Origin of the sequence: Pseudomonas sp. TH34, assembly GCF_016650865.1 — a bacterium.
Lineage (GTDB): Bacteria > Pseudomonadota > Gammaproteobacteria > Pseudomonadales > Pseudomonadaceae > Aquipseudomonas > Aquipseudomonas yamanorum.
The window spans coordinates 14,086-25,410 of record NZ_JAEKFB010000011.1 but is presented as its reverse complement, the minus strand read 5'-3'; the positions used below and the strand labels follow the sequence as shown (position 1 = coordinate 25,410).

Genomic DNA, 11,325 nt, shown 5'->3' with positions numbered 1-11,325 from the left:
TTTCCTAGTTATAACCCTTTACACAAAATGCAAATCTTTCGCATTATGTCGCAGTTTTGCGCGCCCCCCGCGTGCCCCATCATCAACCGAAGCAGGATGTTCGCCATGATTCGTATGCCCCTGGCCACCGCCAGCCTTCTCGCCATTGCCATTTCTCTTGCCGGTTGCGGTGAAGGCAAAGACAAGGCCGCCGCGCCTCAAGCCCCGGCCGCCGCCAGCACTCCAGCCCCTGCGGCTGCCCCGGCAGGCCAGGTCGACGAGGCCGCTGCCAAGGCCGTGGTCGCGCATTACGCTGACATGGTCTTCGCCGTATACAGCGATGCCGAGTCCACTGCGAAGACCCTGCAAACCGCGATCGACACCTTCCTCGCCAACCCGAACGACGACACCCTGAAAGCGGCCCGTACCGCCTGGATCGCCGCGCGCGTGCCGTACCTGCAGAGTGAAGTGTTCCGCTTCGGCAACACCATCATTGACGACTGGGAAGGCCAAGTGAACGCCTGGCCCCTGGACGAAGGTCTGATCGACTACGTCGACAAAACCTACGAACACGCCCTGGGCAACCCTGGCGCAACCGCCAACATCATTGCCAACAACGAAATCCAGGTCGGCGAAGACAAGGTCGATGTGAAAGACATCACCCCGGAAAAACTCGCCAGCCTGAACGAGCTGGGCGGTTCCGAGGCCAACGTGGCCACCGGTTACCACGCGATTGAATTCCTGCTCTGGGGCCAGGACCTGAACGGCACCGGCCCGGGCGCCGGCAATCGTCCAGCGTCAGACTACATGACCGGTGATGGCGCTACTGGCGGCCACAACGAGCGCCGCCGCACCTACCTGCGCGCCGTGACTCAACTGTTGGTCAGCGACCTGGAAGAAATGGTCGGCAACTGGAAACCCAACGTCGAAGACAACTACCGCGCCACCCTGGAAGCCGAAGCGCCGACCGATGGCTTGCGCAAAATGCTGTTCGGTATGGGTAGCCTGTCCCTGGGCGAACTGGCCGGTGAGCGCATGAAGGTTTCCCTGGAAGCCAACTCGCCGGAAGACGAACAGGATTGCTTCAGCGACAACACCCACAACTCGCACTTCTATGACGCCAAGGGTATTCGTAACGTTTACCTGGGTGAGTACACCCGCACCGACGGTACCAAAATGACCGGTCCAAGCCTGTCGTCCCTGGTGGCCAAGGCTGATCCAACCGCCGATGCGACACTGAAAGCCGACCTGGCGTCGACCGAAGCGAAGATCCAGGTGATGGTGGATCACGCCAACAACGGCGAACACTACGACCAGTTGATCGCGGCCGGTAACGATAAAGGCAACCAGATCGTGCGTGATGCCATCGCCGCGCTGGTCAAGCAGACCGGTTCGATCGAACAGGCCGCTGGCAAGCTGGGCATCAGTGACTTGAACCCGGATAACGCTGATCACGAATTCTGATCCGTGCCGCGTTGAATGAGGCGACCTTCGGGTCGCCTTTTTGTGCCTGCCCTTCAAGGTCCATTAACCACCGCAACCCCCCTGTGGGAGCGGGCTTGCTCGCGAAAGCGGTGGGTCAGCCAATGCATCCGTTGACTGGCACACCGCTTTCGCGAGCAAGCCGCTCCCACATTTGCCCGGCGTCGCCTTCCAGCCCCCGGTTTACTTGCCCTGCACCGCAGGTAGAATGGCGCCTTTCCTGTCACACCGAGCGGACCTCATGGCGTTGCCGACCTTACGGATAATCGGTTTCATTATCGGCATCTTCCTGATCACCCTGGCGATCGCCATGGTCATCCCCATGGCGACCCTGGTGTTCTTCGAACGCACCAGCGACCTGCCATCGTTCCTCTGGGCCAGCCTGATCACCTTCATCGCCGGCCTGGCGCTGGTGATCCCCGGCCGCCCGGAACACGTGCACCTACGCCCGCGGGACATGTACCTGCTGACCGTCTCCAGCTGGCTGGTGGTGTGCATCTTCGCCGCACTGCCGTTTCTGTTGACCCAGCACATCAGCTACACCGACTCGTTCTTCGAAAGCATGTCCGGCATCACCGCCACCGGCTCCACGGTGCTCAGTGGCCTGGACACCATGTCCCCGGGCATCCTCATCTGGCGCTCGCTGTTGCACTGGCTCGGCGGCATCGGCTTTATCGGCATGGCGGTGGCGATCCTGCCGCTGCTGCGTATCGGTGGCATGCGCCTGTTCCAGACCGAGTCCTCCGACCGCTCGGAAAAGGTCATGCCCCGCTCGCACATGGTGGCGCGCCTGATCGTGGCGGCGTACGTGGGCATCACCATCCTCGGCAGCCTGGCGTTCTGGTGGGCAGGCATGGGCCTGTTTGACGCGATCAACCATGCGATGTCGGCGATTTCCACCGGCGGGTTCTCCACCTCCGATGAATCCCTGGCCCACTGGAAACAGCCGGCGGTGCACTGGGTGGCGGTGGTGGTGATGATTCTCGGCAGCCTGCCGTTCACCCTGTACGTGGCCACGATGCGCGGCAACCGCCGGGCGCTGATCAAGGACCAGCAGGTGCAGGGCATGCTCGGTTTGCTGGTGGTGACCTGGCTGGTGCTCGGCACCTGGTATTGGTGGACCACCAATCTGCATTGGCTGGAGGCGCTGCGCCACGTAGCGGTGAACGTCACGTCGGTAGTGACCACCACCGGTTTTGCGCTGGGGGACTACAGCATCTGGGGCAATTTCTCGCTGATGCTGTTCTTTTACCTGGGCTTTGTGGGCGGTTGCTCCGGTTCCACCGCTGGCGGGATCAAGATTTTCCGTTTCCAGGTCGCCTACATCCTGCTCAAGGCCAACTTGAACCAGCTGATTCACCCACGGGCGGTGATCAAGCAGAAGTACAACGGCCATCGCCTCGATGAAGAAATCGTGCGTTCGATCCTGACCTTCTCGTTTTTTCGCGATCACCATCTGCGCCATCGCCCTGGCCCTGTCGTTGCTGGGCCTGGACTGGATGACCGCGCTGACCGGCGCCGCCAGCACCGTGTCCGGCGTGGGCCCGGGCCTGGGGGAAACCATCGGCCCGGCCGGCAACTTCTCCACCCTGCCGGATGCCGCCAAGTGGATCCTGTCGTTCGGCATGCTGCTGGGCCGGCTGGAGATCATTACGGTGTTTGTGCTGTGCATTCCGGCGTTTTGGCGTCACTGACAGGCAACTCGTGCAACCGCGCCCGGTACTCGCCGGGCGTGGCATCGAACCAGCGGCGGAACGCGCGGAAGAAGTTGCTCGGGTCGGCAAACCCCAGCAGGTAGGCAATTTCCAGCAGGGTCATGCTCGGCTGCGCCAGGTATTGCTCGGCCAGTTCGCGGCGGGTGTCATCGAGCAAGGTCTGGAAACTGGTGCCCTCCTCCTGCAAACGACGCTGCAAGGTGCGCTGGGACAGGTGCAACGTCTGCGCGACCACCTCACGCTTGGGCTCGCCTTGAGGCAGCAATCGACACAGTACCTGCCGCGCCTTGTGGGTCACCCGGCTCTCGGAAAACCGCGCCAGGTATTCCCCGGCAAAACGATCGTGCAGCAACGCCATCGCCTCGTTCGCCGTAGGCAACGGCGCCTCCATATCCGCCCGCTCGAAGATCAGCGCGTCATAGGGCGCGTTGAACACCAACGGTGCATGGAACGCTTGTTTGTAGGGTGCCAGGTCCGCCGGTTGATCGCCCTGCACCAGCACCTTGCGCGGTTGCAGAGTGCGCCCGGTCAGCCAGCCGCATAACGCCAGGGCACTGGCCAGGGACGCTTCGGCGCTTTGTCGGGTGGGCGGCAGGTGGTCGCCGTGCACGGTAAGAATCAACGCATAACCTTCGGGTAACAGTCGGAAACTCAGGTCGGCACTTTCAGCGATGATTCGCTGATAACGCACCAGGCGCATGAAACCTTCGGCCAGGGTGTTACTGGACATCAACGCGTAGCCAGCCACATGAAACGACGCCGGGCGCACCACCTTGCCCATGTTCAAGCCGATCGCCGGGTTGCCCGACAGCTCGACCGCACGCTGCCAGAGCCGGGTCATGGAGTCCTGGGGGAAACGTGCATCCGGGTCATTCAGCGCGGCGTAATCCAGGCCAAGCTGCTTGAACAAGGCACGGCAATCCAGGCCGTCCATCTCCAGCGCCTTGACTATCCCCATCGCCCAGCTTGCAGAAGTCGTTCGTTCGCTCATGGCGTTTTCTTAACAAGGAAGGCTGAAACGACAGCCAGGAATCCGAAGGATACTAAAGTGGCATCTATTGTCACTGGCTGTTACCACTGATGACTCTAGACTCAAATAAGCTCCCCGCCGAACATCTGTCGGGCAGAACAATAATCAGAGGGCCGGATACTGTGGAAAATGTCAGACAATTCAATAGCTTCGCTGATTTCTACCCGTATTACCTGAGGGAACACGGCAACAGCACCTGCCGTCGCCTGCACTTTATCGGCACCAGTCTGGTGATCTTCATTCTGGCGTTCGCGATCGGCAAAGGCGCCTGGTGGCTGCTGCTGGCGGTGCCGGTGGCGGGCTACAGCTTTGCCTGGGTCGGCCACTTCTTCTTTGAAAAGAATCGCCCGGCGACCTTCCAGCACCCGCTTTACAGCCTGTTGGGGGATTTTGTGATGTACCGCGACATGATTCTAGGCAAGGTGCCGTTCTAGCCCTGCACCTCAAAAACAATAAGAGAGGCTTTGATGAACCAGCAGGCCCGCTTCACCCATATGCAGGATGGCACCCAGGAAGACTGGGCGATCATCGCCAAGGATTTCAGCGCCTACGCCCGGCAACTGCCAACCCGAATCGTGGCGCACCTGCGACTGCTGGAAGGCGACTTCGGCGGCTTCCCGGTGGACCGCCTGACTCACTCGCTGCAAACCGCCAGCCGCGCCTGGCACGACGGACGTAATGAAGAGTACGTGGTCTGCGCCCTGCTCCACGACATCGGCGACACCCTGGGTTCCTACAACCACCCGGACATCGCCGCCGCGATCCTCAAGCCGTTTGTGAGCCCCGAGAACCTGTGGATGGTGGAGAAGCACGGGATTTTCCAGGGTTACTACTTCTTCCATCACCTGGGGATGGACCGCCACCTGCGCGAGCAATTTGGCGACCACCCGCAGTACCGGCAAACCATCGAGTTCTGCGCGCAATACGACGCGGCGGCGTTCGATCCAGCCTACGACACCCTGCCATTGAGCTTCTTCGAACCGATGCTGGCGCGGGTGTTTGCCCAGCCGAAGCACTCGCTCTACAAGGCGGCGATGGAGCGCCAGGGTTAAACCGGCAACAACCTGCCGCCGTGCCCCGTCTGGACGGTCGGCTCCGGGCCTTTAACAATCTCCCTGGCCACAGTCAGGATGATGATGGCCGCGATGATGTCGAAAATCGCCAGCACCACAAATAGCGGGCTGTAGCCGACCTTGGTCACCAGCACGCCGAACACGGCGGTAAATGCCGCAGCCCCGATAAACCCGCACATCTGCCCGCCACCGGTGGCGGTGGCCACGTCGTTATTGCCGAATGAGTCCGAGGCAATGGAAAACAGCGCGCCGGACAAGGTCTGGTGGGCGAAACCGCCAACACACAGCAGGGCAATCGCGGTGTAGGCACTGTCCACCAGGCCGATGCACGCCGGGCCGATCATGCACAGGCAACCGAACAGCATCACCAGCTTGCGCGAAGTGAACAGCGAAACCTTGAAGTAGCGATGGAACAGCGGGCTCAGGTAGCCACCCAGTACGCAGCCGATGTCGGCGGCCAGAAACGGCAGCCAGGCGAACAGCGCCATTTCCTTGATGTTCATGTGCCGCTCGGTCATCAGGTACAGCGGAATCCAGGCGTTGAAGGTCTGCCAGGCCGGTTCCGAGAGCATCCGCGCCGAGGCGATGGCGAAAAAGTTACGGCTCTTGAGGATGCGCTTCCAGCTGGCTTTCTTCTGCACACCTTCCTTGAGGTGGGTTTCCTGGCCGGCTTCGATGTACTCACGCTCGGCTTGAGCCAGCAGGCGCTGGTCACGCGGGTGCTTGTACAGCAGCAGCCAAAGCCCGCTCCATACCAGGCCGATACCGCCGACGATCAGGAACGCCAACTGCCAGCCACTGTGCAAAATCGCCCAGACCACCAGTGGCGGCGCCAGCAGCGCACCAAACGACGAACCAAAGTTGAACCAGCCTATGGCGACGGAACGCTCCTTGGCCGGGAACCACTCGGTAATCGCCTTGACGCCGCCGGGGAAGCCCGCCGACTCCGTCAGCCCCAGGGCGCCACGGGCCACTGCCAGGCTCTGCCAACCGGTGGCAAACGCCGCCAGCGCACACACCACCGACCAGGAAATGGCGAAGATCGCAAAGCCCATCTTGGTACCGATCGCATCGATCACATAACCGGCGATCGGCTGCATCAAGGCGTAGCACACCTGCCAGGCAACAACGATGTGGGAATACTGCTCAGTGGAGATACTCAGGTCGGTCATCAGCGTGGGGGCTGCGACGGACAGCGTGTTGCGGGCCAGGTAGTTAATAATCAGGCCGACCGTCATCAGCCCGACCATCCACCAACGGATGCCTTTGATTTTCATCGCTTCACCTTAATTATTTTTAGATTTGAGGCTTACGTTCTGCGACCGAGCGCGCCCGTATTACGGGCGCTATAAAACTGTAACGTCATATGTCGTCATACAACTGTTAGCGTTATATTCAGTCCGCAACACGATGTCAATCCGTTACGGGTGATGTTGTACGATGACAACCGATCCGCCTGTGGCGCCACGTCACTTGCGCGGCGGGATGAAGAGGTGTTCATTTTTCGAGATAAAATCTTTCTGTCATTTACAGTGCTGTATCCTGCCCAAGCTTTTTGAAAGCGCGGAATCACCTGCGATTGATAAAACAGATCTTGCGAGGAGCGACGACGATGCACGAAATCCCTAATCTCCCCTTCCCAAGCCTGCGCGAAACTGAGCAGCCAACCCCGCAACAGGCCGGTGCCAGCAAGCCCGAGCCAAAAGAGGCAAAACCGGTCGACCGCAAAAGCGCAGACTGAGTGCCGTACCCAGACCGTGTGGAAAGCGTGACATTGCGCGCTTTCCACACCGCCTGAACACCGTGAGCCCGCCATGACCGACACCACCCCCGATACTGCCCTGCTCGACACTGCCCTGCAGATGGTCGACGTATGGAACCGCCTCACCCCGGAAAAACAGGCACTCCTGCTCAAGCGCTTCGGCACTCAGGAAAACGCCCTCGCCGCGTTGGTAACCACGCAACTGCTCAACCCCGCCGATCGCTAAAAGTTTGGTTTGCTGCCCCCGCACGCGCCCAGCATCGGTATCATAAGCAGCCTATCTTTTCCTGCTGCGACAGTGGACCTCTCCCCATGCCAGATACCCAGCGCCCCATGGCGGTCACGCTGCAAGTCGTTTCCATCGTTCTGTTCACATTCATCGGCTACCTGAATATCGGCATTCCCCTGGCCGTGTTGCCCGGCTACGTGCACAGCGACCTGGGCTTTGGCGCCGTGATCGCGGGCCTGGTGATCAGCGTGCAATACCTGGCCACCCTGCTGAGCCGGCCCTATGCCGGGCGCATCATCGATAACCGCGGCAGCAAGCGCGCCGTCATGTACGGCCTGGCGGGCTGCGGGTTGAGCGGCGTGTTCATGTTGCTTTCGGCGTGGCTGTCACACCTGCCGGCGTTGAGCCTCACCAGCCTGCTGATCGGCCGCCTGGTACTGGGCAGCGCTGAAAGCCTGGTGGGCTCGGGCTCCATTGGCTGGGGCATCGGCCGGGTGGGCGCGGCGAATACCGCCAAGGTCATCTCCTGGAACGGCATCGCCAGCTACGGCGCCCTGGCCATCGGCGCACCGCTGGGGGTGTTGCTGGTCAGTCATTTCGGGCTGTGGAGCATGGGCGTCAGCATCATCCTGCTGGCGGTGTTGGGCCTGCTGCTGGCCTGGCCGAAAGTCGCCGCGCCGATCGTGGTGGGCGAGCGCCTACCGTTCATGCATGTGCTCGGGCGCGTACTGCCCCACGGCTGCGGCCTGGCGCTGGGCTCGATCGGGTTTGGCACCATTGCGACCTTCATCACCCTGTATTACGCGACCCAGCACTGGGACAACGCGGTGCTGTGCCTGAGCCTGTTCGGTGCCAGCTTTATCGGGGCGCGGTTGTTGTTCGGTAATTTGATCAACCGCATCGGCGGGTTTCGCGTGGCGATTGCCTGCCTGTCGGTAGAGACCCTGGGCCTGCTGCTGTTGTGGCTGGCGCCGGATCCTCATTTGGCGTTGGCGGGTGCGGCGTTGAGCGGGTTCGGGTTTTCCCTCGTGTTTCCGGCCTTGGGTGTGGAGGCGGTCAACCTGGTGCCTGCCTCGAGCCGGGGCGCGGCGGTGGGGGCGTATTCGCTGTTTATCGATTTGTCGTTGGGGATCACCGGGCCGTTGGCCGGGGCGATTGCGGCGGGGTTCGGATTTGCCTCGATCTTTCTGTTTGCGGCGATCGCGGCGTTTGGCGGGTTGCTGTTGAGCCTGTATTTGTATCGGCAGGCGCCTAAGTACCGCGAGGAGCGGGAGGCGGCTTAGAAATCAACCTTGCCGCGACCGGCCTTGATGCTGCCGCGTTTGGTTTTGGATTCGAGGCGGCGCTTTTTTGAGCCCAGGGTGGGTTTGGTGGGGCGGCGTTTCTTTTCGACCTTGGTTGCGCTGAGGATCAGCTCGACCAGGCGCTCGAGGGCGTCGGCGCGGTTTTGTTCCTGGGTGCGGTATTGCTGGGCCTTGAGGATCAGCACGCCGTCGCTGGTGATGCGGGTGTCGCGCAGGGCCAGCAGGCGTTCCTTGTAGAAGTCAGGCAGGGACGAGGCCGGGATGTCGAAACGCAGGTGCACGGCGCTGGAGACTTTATTGACGTTTTGACCGCCGGCGCCTTGGGCGCGGATAGCTGTCAGCTCGATCTCGGCGTCGGGGAGGTGCACGTTGTTGGATATCACCAGCATTTTTTGATCGGGCCTTGGGGTGGAGGGGTAAGGATACGCCAATGTGGTGGGCTGCTGGGGGCTGGGGGTATATCCGTTGCTGCGGTTAGGGCCGCTATTGGTTCCGCTCTTACAGCGGCTCACTTTTGAAAAGCGCAAAAGTAAGCAAAACGCTCTTGCCCCACCACTCGGCACCTCGCCTAGGCTCGGTGTACCCTCACTCCGGCTTTGGACCGTGGGCCGCCGCGATGGGCCATCCTTGGCCCAGCGCGGCTAACCTGGCGTCCTGCCAGGTTACCCACGCTCCAAAGCCTGCGTTCGGCCAGCGTGGTTTAACGGGGCGCCTAAGATCAAGATCAAAAGCAGATCAAGAGCACAGCGGCCTCCCGGCCGGCTTGAGTGTTGAAGAGCAAAAACCAAATCAAAATCTAAAGCGGGCACGGTCAAATGTGGGAGCTGGCTTGCCTGCGATGGCATCGCCTCGGTGTATCTGAAAAACCGAGGTGTCTGCATCGCAGGCAAGCCAGCTCCCACAGAAAAGTAGCTCTGCTTTCGCTCTGGTTTTTGATCTGGCTTCTAACACTCAAGCCGGCCGGTAGGCCGCTGTGCTCTTGCTTTTGATTTTGATCTGCGGGCCCCGTTAACCACGATGGCCGCAAGTAGGCACGGTGGAGCGGGTAAATCGGCAGGGATGCCGATTTAGCCGCGCCGGGCCATGGATGGCCCGTCGCGGCGGCCCGCGGAATCGGGCCGGAGTGCGGGCATGCCGAGCCTAAGCGAGGCACCGAGTGGTGGGGCAAAGACCTTTTGGTTACTTTTGGGGCGTTTGCCAAAAGTGACCCGCTGTAAGAGCGGAACCATAAGTCGCCGTTACCGAAGAAACGGATATGTACACCATCAACTCAACACCACCCCCTCCCGAGCCTTGCGCCTGTTCTTGATCCCGTAGCAAACCCACATAAACACCACCCAAACCGGAATCGCATACACCGACACCTGAATCCCCGGAATCAGCAGCATCACACCAAGAATAAACACCACAAACGCCAGACAAACATAATTGCCATACGGATACCAAAGCGCCTTGAACAACGGCACCTGCCCCGTCCGATCCATGTGCTGGCGAAACTTGAAATGCGAAAAGCTGATCATCGCCCAGTTAATCACCAGGGTCGCCACCACCAGCGACATCAGCAACTCCAGCGCATGCTGCGGAATCAGATAATTCATCAACACCGCCACCAACGTGATCGCCGCCGACGCCAGGATCGACCGCACCGGTACCCCACGCTTGTCGATCTTCGCCAATGCACGCGGCGCGTCACCCTGCTCGGCCATCCCCAACAACATCCGGCTATTGCAGTAAGTGCCGCTGTTGTAGACCGACAACGCCGCCGTCAGCACCACAAAGTTGAGAATGTGCGCCGCTGTATTACTGCCCAACATCGAAAACACCTGCACAAACGGACTGCCGCTATAGGCGTCACCGGAAGCATTCAGGGTCTCCAGCAGACTGTCCCAAGGCGTCAACGACAACAGCACCACCAACGCACCGATGTAGAAAATCAGAATCCGGTAGATCACCTGATTGATCGCCTTCGGAATCACCGTACGCGGCTGGTCCGCCTCGGCTGCGGTAAACCCGAGCATCTCCAGACCACCAAACGAAAACATGATGATCGCCATGGCCATCACCAAACCACCCACACCATGGGGAAAGAACCCACCGTGCTCCCACAGGTTGGTCACCGAAGCCTGCGGCCCGCCGGTGCCGCTCACCAGCAGGTAACTGCCCAGGGCGATCATGCCGACAATGGCGACCACTTTGATGATCGCAAACCAGAACTCGGCCTCGCCAAAGACTTTGACGTTGGACAGATTGATCACGTTGATCAACACAAAAAACGCCGCCGCCGACACCCAGGTCGGGATCTCGGGCCACCAGTAGTGCACGTACTTGCCGACGGCCGTCAGCTCCGACATGCCCACCAGGATGTACAGGATCCAGCAGTTCCAGCCTGACAGGAAGCCGGCGAAACCGCCCCAGTACTTGTGGGCAAAGTGGCTGAAGGAACCGGCTACCGGCTCTTCGACGATCATCTCGCCCAGTTGGCGCATGATCATGAAGGCGATAAAGCCGCAGATGGCATAGCCCAGGATCATCGAGGGTCCGGCAGATTTCAGCACACCGGCCGATCCCAGGAACAACCCGGTGCCAATCGCGCCACCGAGGGCGATCAGTTGAATATGGCGATTTTTCAGGCCGCGCTTCAGTTCGCCTGAATGCGAGTTGGCTTCACTCATGAAAAGGGTCTCACGCAAGGTTTGAGGGTACTCATGGAGGGGTGCTGCTTTGGTAACGGGCTACAGCAGCGCCGATCAA

General features: G+C 60.6%; 9 protein-coding genes and 1 pseudogene. 6 read left to right on the top strand and 4 right to left on the bottom strand.

All coding sequences use genetic code 11. The annotated features are described in order from the left end of the window. Positions 1 to 105 precede the first annotated feature (105 nt). Together JFU58_RS07755 and JFU58_RS07750 are read left to right on the top strand one after the other, a co-directional pair. On the top strand, positions 106 to 1,443 hold the full coding sequence (locus tag JFU58_RS07755; protein ID WP_063027687.1) for an imelysin family protein: 1,338 nt from the start codon (positions 106 to 108) through the stop codon (positions 1,441 to 1,443). 259 nt (positions 1,444 to 1,702) lie between these two features. Continuing rightward, a pseudogene (locus tag JFU58_RS07750) lies at positions 1,703 to 3,155 on the top strand (TrkH family potassium uptake protein). Here the strand turns inward: JFU58_RS07750 and JFU58_RS07745 are convergent. Then, positions 3,112 to 4,167 carry an AraC family transcriptional regulator gene (locus tag JFU58_RS07745; protein ID WP_003212986.1) on the bottom strand — a complete coding sequence of 352 codons (1,056 nt, stop codon included), beginning with the start codon at positions 4,165 to 4,167 and terminating at the stop codon, positions 3,112 to 3,114. The pseudogene JFU58_RS07750 and the gene JFU58_RS07745 overlap by 44 nt on opposite strands. Before the next feature lie 161 nt (positions 4,168 to 4,328). Between JFU58_RS07745 and JFU58_RS07740 the strand changes: the two genes are divergently transcribed. Continuing rightward, positions 4,329 to 4,640 carry a DUF962 domain-containing protein gene (locus tag JFU58_RS07740; protein WP_063027685.1) on the top strand — a complete coding sequence of 104 codons (312 nt, stop codon included), beginning with the start codon at positions 4,329 to 4,331 and terminating at the stop codon, positions 4,638 to 4,640. Positions 4,641 to 4,673: 33 nt separating this feature from the next. Beyond that, positions 4,674 to 5,258, top strand: coding sequence for an HD domain-containing protein (locus tag JFU58_RS07735; protein ID WP_201140178.1), 585 nt, complete (start codon positions 4,674 to 4,676; stop codon positions 5,256 to 5,258). On the opposite strand, the gene JFU58_RS07730 is transcribed toward JFU58_RS07735, so the two are convergent. Further along, positions 5,255 to 6,529: an MFS transporter gene (locus JFU58_RS07730; RefSeq protein ID WP_201140241.1), complete on the bottom strand. Its 1,275-nt coding sequence runs from the start codon at positions 6,527 to 6,529 to the stop codon at positions 5,255 to 5,257. The two genes, JFU58_RS07735 and JFU58_RS07730, sit on opposite strands and share 4 nt — an antisense overlap. Positions 6,530 to 7,093: 564 nt before the next feature. Between JFU58_RS07730 and JFU58_RS07725 the strand changes: the two genes are divergently transcribed. After that, positions 7,094 to 7,267 (top strand): hypothetical protein, encoded by a 174-nt coding sequence (locus JFU58_RS07725; protein WP_010169883.1) that lies wholly within the window; start codon positions 7,094 to 7,096, stop codon positions 7,265 to 7,267. An 86-nt stretch (positions 7,268 to 7,353) separates the two neighbouring features. After that, positions 7,354 to 8,553, top strand: coding sequence for an MFS transporter (locus JFU58_RS07720; protein WP_017475721.1), 1,200 nt, complete (start codon positions 7,354 to 7,356; stop codon positions 8,551 to 8,553). On the opposite strand, the gene arfB is transcribed toward JFU58_RS07720, so the two are convergent. Continuing rightward, positions 8,550 to 8,963: an alternative ribosome rescue aminoacyl-tRNA hydrolase ArfB gene (gene arfB, locus JFU58_RS07715; RefSeq protein WP_093206840.1), complete on the bottom strand. Its 414-nt coding sequence runs from the start codon at positions 8,961 to 8,963 to the stop codon at positions 8,550 to 8,552. The two genes, JFU58_RS07720 and arfB, sit on opposite strands and share 4 nt — an antisense overlap. An 876-nt stretch (positions 8,964 to 9,839) precedes the next feature. Further along, entirely contained in the window at positions 9,840 to 11,246 is a 1,407-nt protein-coding gene (locus JFU58_RS07710) for an amino acid permease (RefSeq protein WP_093206834.1), read from the bottom strand. Between the last annotated feature and the right edge of the window lie 79 nt (positions 11,247 to 11,325).

Excerpts from the sequence above, each read along its gene's own strand:
- JFU58_RS07755 (WP_063027687.1), top strand. The coding sequence starts at position 106 with ATGATTCGTATGCCCCTGGCCACCGCCAGCCTTCTCGCCATTGCCATT.
- JFU58_RS07745 (WP_003212986.1), bottom strand. The coding sequence starts at position 4,167 with ATGAGCGAACGAACGACTTCTGCAAGCTGGGCGATGGGGATAGTCAAG.
- JFU58_RS07735 (WP_201140178.1), top strand. The coding sequence starts at position 4,674 with ATGAACCAGCAGGCCCGCTTCACCCATATGCAGGATGGCACCCAGGAA.
- JFU58_RS07730 (WP_201140241.1), bottom strand. The coding sequence starts at position 6,529 with ATGGTCGGGCTGATGACGGTCGGCCTGATTATTAACTACCTGGCCCGC.
- JFU58_RS07725 (WP_010169883.1), top strand. The coding sequence starts at position 7,094 with ATGACCGACACCACCCCCGATACTGCCCTGCTCGACACTGCCCTGCAG.
- JFU58_RS07720 (WP_017475721.1), top strand. The coding sequence starts at position 7,354 with ATGCCAGATACCCAGCGCCCCATGGCGGTCACGCTGCAAGTCGTTTCC.
- arfB (WP_093206840.1), bottom strand. The coding sequence starts at position 8,963 with ATGCTGGTGATATCCAACAACGTGCACCTCCCCGACGCCGAGATCGAG.
- JFU58_RS07710 (WP_093206834.1), bottom strand. The coding sequence starts at position 11,246 with ATGAGTGAAGCCAACTCGCATTCAGGCGAACTGAAGCGCGGCCTGAAA.